At 47.6% G+C, this 16,943-nt stretch carries 14 protein-coding genes and 1 tRNA gene; 5 read left to right on the top strand and 10 right to left on the bottom strand.

Annotated elements, in window-relative coordinates:
- The 5 genes from ABC765_RS09840 to ABC765_RS09860 all read right to left on the bottom strand — a co-directional run bounded on the left by ABC765_RS09840 (position 1) and on the right by ABC765_RS09860 (position 5,288).
- A complete protein-coding gene (locus ABC765_RS09840) occupies positions 1-855 on the bottom strand; it encodes an undecaprenyl-diphosphate phosphatase (protein ID WP_034540740.1) in 855 nt (284 codons plus the stop codon).
- Positions 856-936: 81 nt separating this feature from the next.
- Positions 937-2,148, bottom strand: coding sequence for a CPBP family intramembrane glutamic endopeptidase (locus tag ABC765_RS09845; protein ID WP_347964035.1), 1,212 nt, complete (start codon positions 2,146-2,148; stop codon positions 937-939).
- A gap of 147 nt (positions 2,149-2,295) precedes the next feature.
- Positions 2,296-4,179: a ribonuclease J1 gene (gene rnjA / locus ABC765_RS09850; RefSeq protein WP_347964036.1), complete on the bottom strand. Its 1,884-nt coding sequence runs from the start codon at positions 4,177-4,179 to the stop codon at positions 2,296-2,298.
- 241 nt (positions 4,180-4,420) lie between these two features.
- Positions 4,421-4,768 (bottom strand): hypothetical protein, encoded by a 348-nt coding sequence (locus tag ABC765_RS09855; protein ID WP_347953772.1) that lies wholly within the window; start codon positions 4,766-4,768, stop codon positions 4,421-4,423.
- Between the two features lie 73 nt (positions 4,769-4,841).
- Positions 4,842-5,288 (bottom strand): MerR family transcriptional regulator, encoded by a 447-nt coding sequence (locus ABC765_RS09860; RefSeq protein WP_347980349.1) that lies wholly within the window; start codon positions 5,286-5,288, stop codon positions 4,842-4,844.
- A gap of 235 nt (positions 5,289-5,523) precedes the next feature.
- Here ABC765_RS09860 and ABC765_RS09865 point away from each other — a divergent pair, with 235 nt between their 5' ends.
- A complete protein-coding gene (locus ABC765_RS09865) occupies positions 5,524-6,954 on the top strand; it encodes an MDR family MFS transporter (RefSeq protein ID WP_347980948.1) in 1,431 nt (476 codons plus the stop codon).
- The gene (locus ABC765_RS09870; protein ID WP_347980350.1) at positions 6,954-7,676 is read left to right on the top strand and encodes a DUF4811 domain-containing protein; all 723 of its coding nucleotides are present in this window, start codon (positions 6,954-6,956) and stop codon (positions 7,674-7,676) included. Before ABC765_RS09865 ends, ABC765_RS09870 begins: the two co-directional genes overlap by 1 nt.
- Before the next feature lie 87 nt (positions 7,677-7,763).
- Here the strand turns inward: ABC765_RS09870 and ABC765_RS09875 are convergent, their stop codons facing one another.
- The 3 genes from ABC765_RS09875 to ABC765_RS09885 form a co-directional block, all read right to left on the bottom strand.
- Complete coding sequence (locus ABC765_RS09875; RefSeq protein ID WP_048345780.1) at positions 7,764-8,240, bottom strand: S-ribosylhomocysteine lyase; 477 nt, start codon at positions 8,238-8,240, stop codon at positions 7,764-7,766.
- A 67-nt stretch (positions 8,241-8,307) separates the two neighbouring features.
- On the bottom strand, positions 8,308-9,186 hold the full coding sequence (locus ABC765_RS09880) for an RluA family pseudouridine synthase (protein WP_347980351.1): 879 nt from the start codon (positions 9,184-9,186) through the stop codon (positions 8,308-8,310).
- A gap of 64 nt (positions 9,187-9,250) precedes the next feature.
- Positions 9,251-9,326 (bottom strand) — tRNA-Asp (locus tag ABC765_RS09885).
- Between the two features lie 192 nt (positions 9,327-9,518).
- Here ABC765_RS09885 and mprF point away from each other — a divergent pair.
- The 3 genes from mprF to ABC765_RS09900 all read left to right on the top strand — a co-directional run bounded on the left by mprF (position 9,519) and on the right by ABC765_RS09900 (position 15,300).
- Positions 9,519-12,125, top strand: a complete 2,607-nt coding sequence (gene mprF, locus ABC765_RS09890; RefSeq protein WP_347980352.1) for a bifunctional lysylphosphatidylglycerol flippase/synthetase MprF — start codon at positions 9,519-9,521, stop codon at positions 12,123-12,125.
- A 364-nt stretch (positions 12,126-12,489) separates the two neighbouring features.
- Positions 12,490-13,923: an amino acid permease gene (locus ABC765_RS09895; protein WP_347953777.1), complete on the top strand. Its 1,434-nt coding sequence runs from the start codon at positions 12,490-12,492 to the stop codon at positions 13,921-13,923.
- Between the two features lie 30 nt (positions 13,924-13,953).
- On the top strand, positions 13,954-15,300 hold the full coding sequence (locus tag ABC765_RS09900) for an aspartate aminotransferase family protein (RefSeq protein WP_347953778.1): 1,347 nt from the start codon (positions 13,954-13,956) through the stop codon (positions 15,298-15,300).
- Between the two features lie 42 nt (positions 15,301-15,342).
- On the opposite strand, the gene ABC765_RS09905 is transcribed toward ABC765_RS09900, so the two are convergent.
- Both ABC765_RS09905 and ABC765_RS09910 read right to left on the bottom strand, forming a co-directional pair.
- The gene (locus ABC765_RS09905; RefSeq protein WP_347964039.1) at positions 15,343-15,918 is read right to left on the bottom strand and encodes a DJ-1 family glyoxalase III; all 576 of its coding nucleotides are present in this window, start codon (positions 15,916-15,918) and stop codon (positions 15,343-15,345) included.
- Between the two features lie 36 nt (positions 15,919-15,954).
- On the bottom strand, positions 15,955-16,941 hold the full coding sequence (locus ABC765_RS09910; RefSeq protein WP_347980353.1) for an alpha/beta hydrolase: 987 nt from the start codon (positions 16,939-16,941) through the stop codon (positions 15,955-15,957).
- Between the last annotated feature and the right edge of the window lie 2 nt (positions 16,942-16,943).

Below are 16,943 nucleotides of genomic sequence, written 5' to 3' on the forward strand. Positions count from 1 at the left end.
CTACTTCAAGACCAAAAAATACAGCAGCACGAGCAGACCTAGGGCGATCCGGTACCAGCCGAACACCTTAAAGTCGTGCTTCTTGATGTAGCGCATCAAGAATTTGATAACGATAATCGATGAGACAAAAGCCGTAATCAAGCCGACCATCATGATCCAAAATTCCATTGAGGTAAACGCCAGACCGAATTTAAGCAGCTTAAACAATGCTGCCCCAAACATGACCGGAATGGCTAAGAAGAAGGTATATTCGGCCGCTACCGTTCGTGATACCCCCAAAAGCAGCGCACCGACAATCGTTGCCCCTGAACGGCTGGTCCCAGGGAAGACCGCGGCAATCAGCTGAAAGAAGCCGATCATAACTGCCATGTTATATGAAATTTCGGCAATTGAATTAACCTTGGCTTTTTTACCCTTGTGCGCCGTTTCAATCCAAATAAAGGCCACCCCAAAAACGATTAAGGCGATTGCGACACTGACTGGATTGTAGAAAAGCCGTTCGAAAGTATCGTTGAATGCTACCCCGATGATCCCAGCCGGCAGACACGAGATAAAGATCTTCAGCCACATGATCATGATGTCTTTATCAACATAGCGCCAGATGCCTTTGGGTGCGTCGATTCCCACGGCTTGACTATGGTGGAACGGCCAGATGCGCTTCCAGTAGATTACAACGACGGCCATGATCGCCCCTAATTGGATGACGACTTCAAACATGCTGTAAAACGATTTGGACACATCCAATTTAACGAACTGGTCCAACAGAATCATATGGCCGGTACTGCTGATTGGCAGCCATTCAGTGATCCCTTCTACAAGCCCAAAGATAAAGGACTTGATTAATTCAATTATCATTAAGTTAAACATCCTTTCAAAAATCGCTGTTTATAATGATAAGCTTTTTTTTCAAGATAATATAGGGCCTTTACCAAAATTTCACATTCTAAAGTCAAATGAGAAGTCGAAATGCTGGTGATCGCCGGTAAATCGATCGGCATGTCGTTCCATAACCAAGCGGCGGTTGCCAAACATCATCCAAAGCGTAACCGCAGCAAAGTAGAGAAACTCAATCGTCAGCGCAATCCAATCAGCCAGACTGGTGCTGCCGACAATCGTTTCATGATGCGTCAGGCAAAAGATTGCCGCATCGATAAAGAAATGCATCAGCATCGTCAGCCATAATTGCCCCGTGTATAGATAGACGACTGCCAGATATAGGCCTAGACCAACTGCAAAGATCGCCTGCAGAATCGTGACGTCCCATTTCTGCACGGCAGCATTTGGCAAGTGCAGCAGACCAAAACAGAGCGCACTCAGACCTACTGCAATTGGTACGCGCTGCGTTAGATTACGGCAGGCATAAAGCAGCGCGCCTAAAATCCCGAAGCGGCAAAGCGTCTCTTCAGCAATTCCAGCTTCTAGAGCCGTCAAGACCAAGCGTCGGTTCCATTGAACATGAAAATCAAACTGCAGCCAGCCAGTTTGAAAAATATCAAATGCCACATAAATTACATAAACAGCCAGCAGAACGCTCATTACCCACCAGCTCCAGCCAGTGCCAAACGTTGGTACCAGCCCTGGCCATGACAGATGCCAGGCTCGCATCAAAACCGTCACCGAAACAAAAAATGCCAGGGCACCCCAAAAGCCGGTCCCAATAAACTCTTTAAACAGCTGTGGCTGAATAAACTTATCAGGCAAAAAGTACTGCATCATCATTACCGTTGTCATAAACAGATAAACCAAAAAGACAATGCGGGCAACCACGTTTTCCAATTGACCGCCAATCTCACTGGCAAACGGCGCAAACATGATTAAGTAGTATAACAGCGTTACGGCAATTACGCCTCGTGCCGGCAGATGCAGCCGCACGATGATCTCTCTGGTGACGGTTCCCCACAGCATGATCAGCATGATCGGCTGCAACATGGTCTGTAAAAACACGTCGACAACCTGCAGCCAGCGCGGTACATGCGTGACAATCGTGATCATCAGCCCCTCTAAGGCAACCAGCGCCAAAATGAATACCAGTAACCGGATCCCGCGTCCCATAATCAAGACGTTCCACCAAGCAACGGCAATCAGGAAAATCAAAGCGCCGACCAGCTGGGCTTGATACCAGATGTGAAGATAGTCTCTCCCTGACATCAAAAAGCCTCCTTAAATAATGAAAAACAAAAATAATTACAGTTTTCATAATACCAGAGGGCAGACAATTGATTAAGTCTGGAATCAAAAAAGTCAATTTATTTACAACCAAAAAAGCCCGCCATTTAGACGAGCTTTGGTTAATTGCTATTTTTCAGTTGCGACTGGCTGCGCGTTTTTCTTGGCCGCCGGACGACTACGCCGACGCGGACGTGGCCGTGATTTGTCGCTTTCGTTATTGGCAGATCCATTTTTGGCCTTGTGCTTGGGACGCGAATTGGTCCGTCGTGCGTTATGGCGAACGTCACGCTGCAGATCGCTGCCCTGCCCTTCTTCATCGGCATTCAAAATGGTAACCATCGGAATAATAACTGGCCGCCGCCCCGTCCATTCAAACAAAAGCTTTTGCAGTCGGCTGACGATGGTGCGGTTGATTGCCCGCCGATCAACGTGCTGATGGTTCTTAAACGTATTCAGAATTGCCCAGAAGACTTCATGGTTAGCAGCCTTGATCAGCTCTTGGGATTCATGCATGTAGACGAATCCTCGCGAAACGATATCGGGCCCAGCTACGATCTGGTAGTCTTTTAAGTCAACGACGGCAATCGCGGTAACTACCCCTTCTTCAGAAAGCATCCGTCGTTCGCGGATCTCTGGGTTGCCGACCGTGTCACCGGCATCGCGGCCATCAATATAGACATCACTGGCCGTTTCGATATGGTCGGCAACGCGGCAGGTATCCTTGGTCAGGGCCAAAACATCGCCATTAGCCAAAACGAAGCTGTGATCCATTGGTACGCCGGTTAGCTCAGCCAGCTTGGTATGAATCTTCTGCATCCGATATTCGCCATGAACCGGTGCAAAGAACTTTGGCTTCATCAAGCGCAGCATCAGTTCTTCATCAACCTGACCACCATGACCGGATGTATGAATATTGTTGACATAGCCATGAATTACCTCGGCACCGTCTTCTTCCAGCTTATTGATCAGAGCATTGACGCTGGTGGTATTGCCTGGAATCGGATTGGAAGAGAAGACGACCGTATCGCCAGGCTGAATGGCAATCTGTCTGTGCGTACCATTGGCAATGCGACTCAGCGCGGCCATTGGCTCACCCTGCGAACCGGTACACATAATCATGACCTTTTCTGGCGGGTAGCTGTTGATGTCATTTTGATCAATCAGGGCATCTTCTGGAATGTGCAGATAGCCCAGCTCTTGTCCGGCCGTAATTGCATTCTCCATGCTACGACCAAACACGGCAATCTTGCGGCCCTGCTTCAAGGCAGCATCACTGGCCTCGCGCAGCCGGTAGACGTTGGAGGCAAATGAGGCAAAGATAATGCGCCCCTTAATTCGCTCAAAGATCCGGCGAATATGAATGTCAACCCAGCGTTCAGATTTGGTAAATTCTGGTCGTTCCGCATTGGTTGAATCAGAGGTTAAAAGCAGGACGCCTTCTTCACCAAGCTTGGCCATCTGTTGGAAGTTTGGTCCCGGCAGATGACCAACCGGTGTTAAGTCAAACTTAAAGTCACCGGTTTGAACGATCGTGCCTTGTGGAGTATGAACGGCAACTCCCAAGGTATCCGGAATCGAGTGCGTTGTCCGGAAGAAGGAGACCCACAGCTTTTTAAAGTGCACCGTATCAAATTCATTGATTTCATGCAGCTCGGCACTCTTTAACAGATGTTTTTCCTCCAGCTTGCCGCGAATCAAGGACATGGCAAACGGACCGGCATAGATTGGTGCATTGACTTTTTGCAAGAAGAACGGGAGTCCGCCAATGTGGTCTTCGTGACCGTGCGTAATAAAGATCCCTTTAATCTTGTCTTTGTTTTCAACCAGGTAGTCGTAGTTTTGAATAACATAGTCGACCCCCAGCAGCTCGTCTTCTGGGAACAAGACCCCACAATCAATGATGATGATCTCATCTTGGAATTGAACACAATACATGTTCTTGCCGATCTCGCCTAAGCCACCCATCGCATAAAAAGCGACTTCATTATTTTTGATTTTTAATTTGCGCATAATACCTTTCTTTCCTTTGTGTTATTAATATTTCGTCAATTTTCGCAATTCAGAAATTAATGCAAGTAAAAATAGCGCCGTCATGCAGCTGACGTCACGTCTGAATTTGAAAATGAGCAACTCGTATTATTTATCCGTTCAAATAAAACTTAGTTTATTCTAACACATCCTAGAAGGCATTAGTAGTAAGTCGTTTTTGGAAAAATAAAAAGCACGGTCTGAGTACCGTGCCATGATTGATTTAATCTTCTTGGGGCAGCTTGGCATGCTCTGACTGCATCCATTCTGCCCAGGTCTTAACTGGTTCACCATCGGCATCAAAGCGCGCCGACAGCTCATTTAAGATCTTAACGTAGCAAGACTTAACCATCGAAATGCTCATTGCAGCCAGTTTGGCAACGGTCAGATAGTTGTTTTCTTCCAGAATCTGATTGATCATTGCCACCGCCTCATCGTCACCAGCCAGCGCGTCAATAATTTCCAGATTGTCCTGCTTGTACTGGCGGACGTAGTACTTGGCAAATGTTGCTAAAGCATTGTCCTGTGCTGCATCGGTCAGCTCATTAAAGCCAAAAGTATCTTCGCTCATGGAAGTCGTCCCCTTTAAAAATAATTTGTACATTACTAGCTTAACACTTTTTACGACTTCTGCAGTTGCCAACCTATTGACGGTTTCGCAGCGTTAATTTAACGTGTCCGGATCCTTGAACGATTGCAACGACTTCCTTATCTGGCGCATCATCCAGTTTTCCCAGATTGATCAGCGTCGCGCCGGTCTTTTCATCATTCTCAAAATCCAACAGCCGATCGCCAACAAAATGCTTGAACGACTTGGCCATTACTTGATGCTCTTTTTGTTTTTTGACGGCAACCGGCAGCGTAAAGCCCTCATCTAAAAAATACTTGATACCGGTCACCTGCACCAGCGTCATCAACGTATACTTATGACTTTTGTTTTGCTGATCCTGCTCTGAAGTAATATATCCCTTGCGCTCCCAATATCTGATCTGACTTGGCGAAACGTTGGCTGCTTGCGAAAGCTCGCTCATGCTGATGCGCAGTTTTTCATGAACGAACATCTTGCGAAACTCTTCCGTAATGGGACTCATTTTCTGATTCCTTTCCTATTTTTTATCAATTATAACCATTTTACATTGTAACCTAAAAACACTAATCAATATAATATTTCTGAATATCTTTAGCAAGAAATTTGACAAAGATATTTAATTATCATATATTTATTATCGCTTTTAAAAAATCAGTAACTTCAAAGGAGGGCTTTACGTGTCTGCAAATACCGCAGTCGACATCAACGGCAAGCCATACCATCGTAATCTGTTGGTAATGGTAATGCTGATCGGGAGCTTTTGTACGGTTTTAAACCAGACGATTCTGGCCACGGCTTTTCCAACCTTAATGAAGGCCTTTGACATCAGTACCGCAACCGTTCAATGGCTGACAACCGGTTTTATGATGGTTAATGGGATCATGATTCCCGTTTCGGCATATCTAAGCAATAAGTTCAATTCAAAATGGCTCTATATCTCAGCAATGACGATCTTTGAGCTGGGCACCATTACAGCTTTTGCAGCACCTAATTTCGGTACTTTGCTATGCGGCCGTCTGATTCAGGCAACTGGGGTCGGAATCACGATGCCGCTGATGCAAAACATCATGCTGACGATCTTCCCGCCTGAAAAACGTGGCGCTGCCATGGGAATCAACGGCCTGGTAATCGCGTTGGCGCCAGCTCTGGGTCCTTCGCTTTCCGGCTGGGTGGTTGACAACTATTCATGGCGGGTACTCTTTGGCATGATCATTCCAATCGTTGCTATCGTGATTTTTGCCAGCTTTTTCTTGATGCAAAACGTTATCAAAACTACCGATCCTACTTTGGACTGGCTTTCGCTGCTTATCTCCACGGTTGGTTTCGGCAGTGTCTTGTATGGCTTCTCATCAGTCGGCGACAAAGGCTGGACTGATGCCATCGTCTGGGGCACCATTTTGATCGGCGTCATTCTGATTGCCATTTTGATATGGCGCCAGAATCGTTTGGATCATCCATTCTTGAACTTCAAGGTCTTCAAAACGCCGGAATTTGCCCTGGCCACGCTGCTCAGCTCCGTTGTAATGATTGCCATGGTCGGCGTTGAATTGGTTCTGCCGCTTTATCTGCAGATCGTTCATGGCATGTCGGCTTTCCATTCTGGGTTAACGCTGCTGTTTGGGGCCATCATGATGGGGGTAATGAGTCCAGTTACGGGAAATCTTTTCGACCGCTATGGTGCCCGTCGCTTGGCAATGACGGGGATGTTTATCTTGACGATCGGCACGCTGCCCTTCGCATTCTTGACCCGCGAAACGCCAATTCTCGACGTTGTTTTCCTTTATGCCGTACGCATGTTTGGGATCTCAATGGTCATGATGCCAGTCACTACTTCCGGTATGAACGCTTTGCCATTCAGCATGATCTCACATGGGACTGCCGTTAACAACACGATTCGTCAAGTAGCCTCTTCAATGGGTTCAGCAATCCTGATCTCAGTCTTGACCAACGTGACGAATTCGCAGAAACCGGCGCATTCACTGCTTAAAGCCTCGCCATTGCAGTACAAGTCGCAGATGATCGATGCTACGCTCAACGGCTATCATGCCGCCTTTTGGATTGCGATTGCTTTTGCCGTAATCGGTCTTTTGGCAACTTCACGACTGGGAAATGGCAACAAGATTCACGCCAAGTACGACTCCAATGCTAAGAAAGGGGGCAATGCATAATGATTACCATTATCATGTTTCTTGGCGCCATTGCCTTCTTTGCTGCCATTATGTTCTCACCCAATAATCGTACCCGTTGGCTTTTGGGAGTGATCTTCGGCTTGATCTTTGTGGGATCGACTTTAATGATTACGGCCAACTTCCATGAGCATTGGGGAATGAAACAGGTCACGACGACCAAGACGCAAAAGATCTATTCAACCAGCTCACAGATGCAGTTGGCGCTCTACCAGCCAGTTGGCACTTCCGGCAAAGACAACGTATACATCTACCAGACCAAGCCACGGCAAAAAAAGCCGCAGCATACGCAGGCCAATGAATTTACGACCAATCGCCTAGTTTGGACTGATTCAGATCAGGCAACCTTAACCGTCAAAGAGACTCGTTGGCGCTTTAAAAACGACTTTTATAAAGTACTGTTTGCCGGTTCCAAAATGGATGGGAATCTGGTTTCGCGGACCAATACGTTTAGATATCCAAAAACGTTTGTTAAGATTTCAGTCAAACAGGCCCAGGCGCTAAAAAAGCAGGCGCAGGCACTGAAATCCCCCGCAGCTCAGGCTCAGTTAAAAACACAAGCGGCCGCCTACGTTACGGCTAAAGTTCAGGCAGCCAAGCAGCAAAATCCCGATCTGACGGAAGCTCAGCTGCAAAAGCTCACCCAACAGGCACAACAGGAATATCAAGCACAGATGATCAAAAAAATGATGGCTGCCAAATAAAGTCATCGCCTAATCAATAAAAAAACGACAGCGTCACATCATATTCGATGTAATGGTGTCGTTTTTTTCTGTATTCAAAACTGCCGACTAATCAACGATGTGGCGCTCAAACGGCTGGTCACTGATACCTTGTGCCAAAATCTTCTTGCACCATTCCTTGGCTGAAAACAGTGAGTGATCGCGATAGTTCCCACAGCTTTTTTCCGTAGTTCCCTGGACGTCTTCCCACTTGGTCTGGTAGGCAATTTCTTCTAGTGAGGACTTCAAGGCTTTGGCAACTTCAGTCGTGCTGTGCTCGCCCCAGGTAATCAAATGAAAGCCAGTCCGGCAACCAAATGGCGAACAGTCGATCACGCCCGTCAAGCGGTCCCGCAGCAAGCCGGCCAGCAGGTGTTCAATCGTGTGCAGGCCAGCCGTTGGAATGGCATTTTCGTTTGGCTGAACCAAGCGCAGATCGTAATTGCTGATCTTGTCGCCTTTAGGTCCTTCTTCAACCGTAATCAAGCGAACGTATGGTGCCTTCACCTTTGTATGATCCAGTGTGAAACTTTCAACTTTAGCCATGAAAAATTCCTCCTAAAACTTAATTAGCCTTATTATAGAACTTTTAACCAGCTCTGTATGAATAAAATTATCGAGCCATGGCCTGAGCAAACGTCGCGGGCAATTCAATCGTAAAGTCACGGTGCTGCAGCGTAAATGGATCGTCAAACGCAATATGCGAGGCGCAGAGCAGCTGATGATCAAACTGTGCGGTCTGACCACCATACAGATGATCGCCCAGCAGCGGATGACCAAGGTAGCTGAAATGTACCCGAATCTGATGCGTCCGTCCCGTATGCAGTCGTACTCTGACCAATGTCCAGTCATCACCGCGCTCTTCAACCCAGTATTCGGTTCTGGCAGGCTGACCATCAGCACTGACCTCACGTCGCGCCTGTCCTGCTACGCGCGCGATTGGTTCTTCAATCAAGCCATGGCCATTTTTCAAGACGCCTTCAACAATCGCTTGGTATTCCTTAACCATTCGATGCTGCTGAACCTGTTGACTGATCATGCTGACGGCTACCTGATGCTTGGCTGCCAGCAGCAGGCCACTGGTAAAGCGATCCAGACGCGTAATCAGATGCGGCCGCTGATCCGGCGAATCCTGATCCATCAAGTATCCGGTCACGCGGTTAAGCAGCGTGTCGTCACCAGTCGTCGGTCCTGGAATCGAAGCCAGGCCAGCCGGCTTATTGACAACCAGCCAATTGGCATCTTCAAACACTATCTCCAGGGCACCGTGACTTGGCTGAACGTCTGGATTGGGAAACTCTGGCACGACTTTGATCGTCAGCGGCTGATTGGGCAAAATCTTAGTCGTTGGTCGCACCGTTCGATGATCAACCTGAAATTCACCGGCACCGTTTTTGATATCGTTAAACATCCGATGTCCCATGCCTAAAGTCTGTAGATATTTTTTAATCTTGATCGGTTCTTGACCACGATAGATCCAAGTATTTTCCATTTTTCCCTCCAAACGAGCATACAAAAAAAGTTGAGACCGAAATCCCAACTTTCAAAAACTATAGCGGTCCGTACGAGGCTCGAACTCGTGATCTCATCCGTGACAGGGATGCGTCCTAACCAAAACTAGACCAACGGACCAATTTCACAACAATTGATAGTATACGAAAAGATTTGCTCAGCGTCAATAGCAGCGACCAAAATTAAGCCGTTTTAAATTGAAAAATTTTTTGCCACGTCAGATGCAATCTACTATTATTGATATTGAATTGCAAACTGGCAGACCATTTTTGTTTGTCAGACTGACATAATAAAAAGTGAGGATTCTGAAACATGAACTCATCCCTAGCTACACGCATTAAAAATTGGTGGCAGCATTATGCCAAACTGCTGAAGCTGCTGTTCATTGCTTCAGTGATTATTTTCGTAATCACAGCGCTGGGCAGCTTTTTAAAAGACGTTGACTGGCACCGTGTCGGTATTGGCCTTGCCAGTCAGTCACCCATTCACGTTTTAATGATGCTGATCGGCGGCTGCATCTCAATCGTGCCTATGCTCGGATATGACTTTGCCATTACTCATTTTTTGTCTGGCCGTTTTTCAAAGCACTATATTATCAGAAGCGGCTGGATCACCAATACCCTGACTAACGTTGCCGGTTTTGGCGGACTATTGGGCGCAACCTTAAGAGCTTATTTTTATGGTAAGCATTCCAGTAAAAAACAGGTCCTGTTTGCCATCTCAAAAATTGCCATCTTTTTGCTGTCCGGGCTTTCGATTCTTTGCTGGCTGGCGCTGGCAGTACTGCTTTTAGTGCCAAACGGTCATCATTTCGATCGCTACATCGTCTGGCTGGTCGGCGGTGGCCTTTATTTCCCCATCGTCTTCATTTTCACGCGTCTAAAAAATTCCAGCTTTTTTAAGGATCTAACACCCAAGCTTGAGTTGTTCATCGTGGCCAGCTCAACTGGCGAGTGGCTGCTGGTGGCACTCTTTTTCTTGATGATCGGTTGGCTGTTGGGCGTTAAGATCAATCTGCTGTTGGTCCTGCCGATGTATGTCGTCGCCCAGCTCCTAGGCGTTATTTCCATGCTGCCTGGAGCAATTGGCTCTTTCGATATCATCATGCTGATGGAATTAAGTATGATCGGAGTTGACCGTTCAACGGCTCTGGTCTGGCTGGTTTTCTTCCGCGTCTTTTACTATTTGGTCCCATTGGCTTTTGGGGCGTTATTGTTTGTATACCATTTCTGCCAGAAGATCAATCGCTTTTTCAAGGGCCTGCCCAACTTAATCTGGCATCAAAGCGCGCATGTCTTGATTACGGTCTTTATGTACTTTTCCGGTATCCTCATGCTGATCGATGCCTCCTTGCCCGATCTGACTGAAAACAGCCGCTTTCTGCAGCGTTTCTATCCTTTCACTTTCTTCTTTTTGCATCAATTAAGCACCGTTTTATTTGCCATTGCGATGCTGGCATGTGCGCGCGGCGTGCAGGCCAAGCTCAAAAAGGCATACTGGCCGTCTTTGCTTCTGCTGCTGATCGGCATGGTCAACACATTATGGAATCTAGGAACCTGGGGACTGACCATCTATCTGCTGATCCTACTGCTGCTCGTTTTGACCATGCGGCATGCCCTGTATCGAGAAAAAATGGCTTATTCGCTGGGGAAGGCATTTAGCGATGGGATCGTCTTTGTCGGTATTTTTATTCTTTACATTATTATTGGGATTGTAAATGAACCAAACTACTATCACCATCATAAGATTCCTCAGTTCATGTTCTTCCCTGGTGAAAGTCTCTGGTTCTCCGGCTTTATTGGCTTGATCTTAGGAATTTTAGTCATGCTGGCCATTCTGCGCTACTTCACCAGCGGCTACGATCCATTTAACGGCTATCATTCATTCGATGCCCAACGCTGCCGCCAGCTGATTGAGCGCTTTGGCGGCAACGAGACCAGTCACCTGGCTTTTTTGCGCGATAAGAATCTCTACTATTATCAAGTCGAAAAAGAAGACCGGCTCTTCTTCATGTACCGGCGCAAATATGACAAGCTGATCATTATGGGCGAACCAGTCGGCGACCAAAGCGTGCTGCACGATGCTCTGAGACAGTTCATCGTTGAAGCCGACCGCTACGGCTATCAGCTGGTATTTTATGAGGTGGGACAGTCGACAACCATGCTGCTGCACGAATTTGGCTTTGACTTTCTTAAAACCGGTGAGGACGGTCTGGTTAAACTGGCTGACTTCACGCTTGCCGGTAAGCGTCAGCGTTCACAGCGCGCCTTGATGCACAAGTTTGAGCGTGAAGGCTATACGTTCGATGTGGCAGAACCGCCATTTAACCAAGATCTGTTAAAAGAACTGAAGCACGTTTCCGACAGCTGGCTGGGTAAGCAGGTTGAAAAGGGCTTTTCATTGGGTTTTTTTGATGAATATTACCTGCAGCAGGCCCCAATTGCCATCGTTAAAAATCAAGACCGGCAGATCGTGGCCTTTGCAACGCTGATGCCTACTGGGGGCAAACAGATTCTGACGATCGATTTGATGCGTCACGATCGCGATCTGGCGCCATCAGGCATTATGGATATGATTTTTGTCAATCTATTCCTGTATGGCCAAAAAGCCGGCTATGAATATTTTGATCTGGGAATGGCCCCATTGAGCAACGTGGGCGAATCACAGTTTAGTTTCATCGAAGAAAAGGCCGCGCACTTTATTTACGAGTATGGCTATCGGCTCTATGGCTTCCAAGGACTGCGCAACTATAAGGAAAAATATGCCGATATCTGGCTGTCACGCTACACCGTCTACCGTAAAAAGAGCTCGCTGGTCGGTTCGATGCTGGCCCTGGTCAGTGTCGTCAATCAGCGTTCAAACCCTGATCACAGTCGGCGGCTGAAACCGCAATTAATTGAAGATATTCTCAAACATTAATTAGCGAGTCGTCTCTTAAGATGAGGCGGCTTTTTTTGTTGGTTGACCAATCTTTAATCAGTAATTGGCGGCAGTTCTTTGATAAGAATTAAAAAAATTAATTTTTAACCAAACATTGCTAAACTTAATTTAGCGCGTCACACCTGATAAGTTTACGCTTACACGTTTTGGGCAGATTGTTAGAATGCACAAAAAGTTCTTGCAAGCTGTTTAAATTATAGTTATAATTTAAAACATTAGAGAATTCTAATTTAAATATAATTATTTATCACTTGGTTTTTCCCGCCAAGTCTGGATGCGTTGCAATCATATTGGAACTTTTTGCAGAATTAGGATTGTCTCACTTAGTTCAGGAGGAAAATTTATGGGATTTTGGAAAACTATGACTCGAAAAGAAGACCCCAGTGTCTACCAAGATAAGGACAGTCACCTTATTCGCTCACTACGCGTACGGGACTTTTTGGCCTTAGGGGTTGGGACGATTGTGTCCACTTCGATCTTTACTTTACCTGGTGAGGTTGCTGCCATGCATACCGGTCCAGCCGTTGCCATCTCGTTTGTGATTGCAGCCGTCGTTGCTGGTCTGGTTGCCTTTGCCTATGCTGAAATGTCGGCTGCCATGCCATTTGCTGGTTCGGCCTATTCATGGATCACCGTTGTATTTGGCGAATTCTTCGGCTGGATTGCCGGTTGGGCACTGCTGGCTGAATACTTTATTGCCTTGGCCTTTGTCGGCTCTGGTCTTTCTGCCAACCTGCGGCCACTGCTTGCCAACATTGGTATCAAGCTGCCAGCTTCTCTTTCCAATGCTTTTGGTACCAGCGGCGGGGTCGTTGACCTGATCTCTTTGATCGTAATTGCATTGGTTGCCATCTTGGTTTCTCAAGGGGTTAAGGATGCCGCCCGTGTTGAAAACGTACTGGTTACGCTGAAAGTGCTGGCAATTCTGCTGTTCATCGTCGTTGGTGCAACTGCAGTCAAGCACAGTAATTTCGTTCCGTTTATTCCTAAGTACCGAATGACTGCCAATGGTGCTTTTGGTGGCTGGCAAGGTATCTACGCTGGGGTTTCGATGATCTTCCTTTCTTACATCGGATTTGACTCCATTGCTGCCAACTCTGCCGAAGCCATCAACCCAGGCAAGACGATGCCACGCGGGATCTTGGGCTCACTGGCAATTGCCGTGGTTTTGTTCGTTGCCGTAGCTTTGGTTCTGGTTGGGGTTCTGCCTTACCAAAAGTACGCTAACTCAGCTGAACCAGTTGGGCTGGCCCTGCGTTCGATTGGTCACCCAGTCGTTGCATCTGTTGTTCAGATTGTTGCCGTTGTCGGGATGTTCACTGCTTTGATTGGGATGACCATGGCTGGTTCTCGTTTGATCTACTCATTCGGCCGTGATGGCATGCTGCCTAAGTTCTTAGGGACGCTGGACGAAAAGAACCGTCCCAACCATGCTCTTTGGACCTTGGCAATCATTGCCATCCTGATTGGTGCCATGTTCCCATTTGCATTCTTATCACAGTTGATCTCTGCGGGGACGCTGATCGCCTTTATGTTTGTTTCATTAGGGATCTATGCACTGCGCCCTCGTGAAGGCAAGGACATTCCAACGCCAGCCTTTAAGATGCCATTCTACCCTGTAATGCCATTCTTGGCCTTCTTGGCTTCTCTGTTCGTGTTCTGGGGACTTGACATCGATGCCAAGATCTATGCCGGCGTATGGTTCCTGCTTGGTCTGGTAATCTACTTCACTTATGGAATGCGTCACTCTTACTTGAACAAGACGAAAAAGGACTAGTTGTAAGCTTTAAAAGGGGGCGGCTGTCAAATGACGGACAGTAACAACAAGCATCTGCTGGAAGAAGAAGCCAAAGCGTTTGCTTCTTCTGGCCGGATCAACTATTACGATATCGTTATCGATCATGGCAAGGGCGCGGTGATCACCGATGCTGACGGCAATGACTATATTGATCTTTTAGCCAGTGCCAGTTCAACCAATACCGGTCATGCCCACCCTAAAGTCGTCAAGGCCATTCAGGATCAAGCGGCCAAGCTGATCCAGTATACGCCAGCCTACTTCGCTAATACTCAAGAAGCCCGCCTGGCGCCGCGTCTGGCCAAACTGGCACCGATGAGCGGTCCGGTTGAGGTTTCATGGGGACTGTCCGGCTCCGATGCCAACGATGCCATCATCAAGTTTGCGCGTGCCTATACTGGCCGTCAGTATCTGGTGGCCTTTACCGGTGCCTATCATGGATCTACCTATGGCTCAATGTCGCTTTCCAGCATCAGCATGAACATGAGCCGCAAGATGGCGCCGCTGCTGCCAGGCGTTGTCAAGGTTCCCTTCCCTTCTCCTTGGGAACGCGAACCCGACGAAAGCGAAGAACACTTCGTTGACCGTTTCTTCCGTGAGTTCATGCGGCCATTTGAAACCTACCTGCCGGCTGAAGAAACCGCGGTTATCTTGATGGAAGCCATTCAAGGCGACGGTGGGATCTGCAAGACACCGCCTGCCTTTATGAAGAAGGTCTATGACTTTGCCAAGGCTCATGGCATCTTGTTCGCAGTTGATGAAATCAACCAAGGCATGGGCCGCACCGGCAAATGGTGGTCGATTCAAAACTTTGACGGGATTGAGCCTGATCTGATGTCAGTCGGCAAGTCGCTGGCATCCGGCCTGCCTTTAAGTGCCGTGGTTGGGCGCAAAGAAATCATGGAATCGCTGGGTGCGCCAGCGCATCTGTTTACGACAGCCGGCAACCCGGTTACGACGGCGGCTGCCAACGCAACGCTGGATGTTTTTGAAGAAGAGCATTTGTTGGAACGCTCAGCCAAGCTGGGGCAAAAAGCCAAGGCATTCTTTGAGGCCGAAAAAGAAAAGTTCGACTTCATTGGCGATGTACGGATGTATGGTCTTGACGGCGGGATCGATATCATTGATCCGGCAACTGGTCAAGGCGACACCAATGCCACGGTTAAATTGATGTATCGAATCTTTGAACTGGGTGCGATCATCATCAGTCTGCGCGGCAATATTCTACGTTTCCAGCCGCCTTTGGTAATTACCGAGGCCCAGCTTGATCAGGCCTTTGCCATGATTGATCAAGCCTTTAGCGAGCTGGCAGCTGGTAAGCTTACTCTGCCGGCAAAGGCTGCTGAAATGGGCTGGTAAGCAAGCAAAAAAGATCCGGAGAATCAATCTCCGGATCTTTTTTTAGATGTTTTCTTTAAGATAGTCGTACAGCGTATCCTGCTTAATTGTCTTGGTATCAAGTCCCAGTGCCTCAGCAATTGCAAATGCATAGGCCCATGCCGTTGCCGGACCACGACTGGTAACCAGGTGCCCTGCTTGATCGGTAACCGTAACATCTTCTTTAAAATGACCGTTTGGCGCCAGCTGCCGCGTTTCTTTTTCAATTCCTGGATAGCAGGTATAGTCATGACCATCCAGCAATCCATAGCGTGCCAGTGCAATCGGCGCTGCACACATTGCCGCACACCATTTACCAAGCGACTGACGCTTCTGCATGATTGCCATCAACTGGTCATTATCGCGTAAGGTCTGCGCATTGCCATACCCGCCAGGAAAGACCACAATATCATAATCCAGCAGCTGATCACTGATTAGCTTGTCAGCCTTAAAATCGATCTGATGAGCTCCATGAATTTCCGATCCTAAGACGCCTACGATATCGCATTTTACCCCCATGCGGCGCAAAACGTCGACTACCGTTAAGCCTTCAATTTCTTCACAGCCATCTGCAAAAACTACTGCTGCCGTCTTTGTCATTTTTATCACCTCATAGTTATGATAGTCCAAATAATTCTATTGTTGATCAAAAACACGAGCCAATTCCATAATCACGTGCTCTGATTCTGGAATTGGATACAATGGATAGGAATGAAACATCCCACGCCCAATCACGGTATTGGTGTTGACGCCAGCTGCCTTTAACCGCCGTGTAAAGTGAATGGCGTCGGGATACATGATCTCATGCGTGCCGATATAGATCGTAACGTTGCGCAGCTGATCCACAGGGCCATTCAGAGGGCTGAGACGAGCATCGCGGGGATCGGTCTGCCCAGCCCACAGCTTTCCTAACGCCCGCAATCCTTCTTGATCAAGCAGGCGATCCTTGGCTGCGTATTTTTTGATCAATGGGTTTCCCAGCTGCAGATCCAGCCATGGTGAAATCAGCACCAGACGACCCGGTTGCGGCAATCCCTGCTGTGCCAGATTTTCACAAAAACCAGTCGCCAGCCCTGCTCCTGATGAGTCGCTCATTAAGATAATGCTGCTGACTGGTCGCTGATCATACAGCCATTTATAAAGATCAAGCAGCTCTTGATAGGCATCCTTAAAGTCATGATCGGGTGCCAAAGGATAATCCGGGACCACGATTTCGGCATCAGCTGCTTTTGCCAATCGGTTCAAAAACTGCCAGTGTCCCTTTAACGGCCGCTGAATAAACGCGCCCCCAGCAAGATAAACGATCAGATTGCGTGCTTGAGCATTCTGATTGAGCCAAATCAATGGATAAGGCGTTGTCACCAGTTTCACGGGTACGCTGAACTGAACGTTGGCTGGCATCTTTAAAGGCTCTCGATTGGCTTGCCGGCAGCTTTCAACCAACTCCTGCCGTTTTTGAGGATCAGCTAAAGTCTGCTTGAATCCCGACAGCTGAATACTCATCTCGGTTAAGGTAGCCCTTTTAGATCGCGAATGTCCGCAACGTGCCATTTCGCGCAGACTGTTGCCCAGATTATCGGCCATCGCGGCTAAAATATGATGATCAAAATTTTTTCTATCCATAG

Origin of the sequence: Limosilactobacillus sp. WILCCON 0051 (genome assembly GCF_039955095.1) — a bacterium.
GTDB classification, from domain to species: Bacteria; Bacillota; Bacilli; order Lactobacillales; family Lactobacillaceae; genus Limosilactobacillus; species Limosilactobacillus allomucosae.

Coding starts and splice junctions, on each gene's coding strand:
- ABC765_RS09840 (WP_034540740.1), bottom strand. CDS start 855: ATGATAATTGAATTAATCAAGTCCTTTATCTTTGGGCTTGTAGAAGGG.
- ABC765_RS09845 (WP_347964035.1), bottom strand. CDS start 2,148: ATGTCAGGGAGAGACTATCTTCACATCTGGTATCAAGCCCAGCTGGTC.
- rnjA (WP_347964036.1), bottom strand. CDS start 4,179: ATGCGCAAATTAAAAATCAAAAATAATGAAGTCGCTTTTTATGCGATG.
- ABC765_RS09855 (WP_347953772.1), bottom strand. CDS start 4,768: ATGAGCGAAGATACTTTTGGCTTTAATGAGCTGACCGATGCAGCACAG.
- ABC765_RS09860 (WP_347980349.1), bottom strand. CDS start 5,288: ATGAGTCCCATTACGGAAGAGTTTCGCAAGATGTTCGTTCATGAAAAA.
- ABC765_RS09865 (WP_347980948.1), top strand. CDS start 5,524: ATGGTAATGCTGATCGGGAGCTTTTGTACGGTTTTAAACCAGACGATT.
- ABC765_RS09870 (WP_347980350.1), top strand. CDS start 6,954: ATGATTACCATTATCATGTTTCTTGGCGCCATTGCCTTCTTTGCTGCC.
- ABC765_RS09875 (WP_048345780.1), bottom strand. CDS start 8,240: ATGGCTAAAGTTGAAAGTTTCACACTGGATCATACAAAGGTGAAGGCA.
- ABC765_RS09880 (WP_347980351.1), bottom strand. CDS start 9,186: ATGGAAAATACTTGGATCTATCGTGGTCAAGAACCGATCAAGATTAAA.
- mprF (WP_347980352.1), top strand. CDS start 9,519: ATGAACTCATCCCTAGCTACACGCATTAAAAATTGGTGGCAGCATTAT.
- ABC765_RS09895 (WP_347953777.1), top strand. CDS start 12,490: ATGGGATTTTGGAAAACTATGACTCGAAAAGAAGACCCCAGTGTCTAC.
- ABC765_RS09900 (WP_347953778.1), top strand. CDS start 13,954: ATGACGGACAGTAACAACAAGCATCTGCTGGAAGAAGAAGCCAAAGCG.
- ABC765_RS09905 (WP_347964039.1), bottom strand. CDS start 15,918: ATGACAAAGACGGCAGCAGTAGTTTTTGCAGATGGCTGTGAAGAAATT.
- ABC765_RS09910 (WP_347980353.1), bottom strand. CDS start 16,941: ATGGATAGAAAAAATTTTGATCATCATATTTTAGCCGCGATGGCCGAT.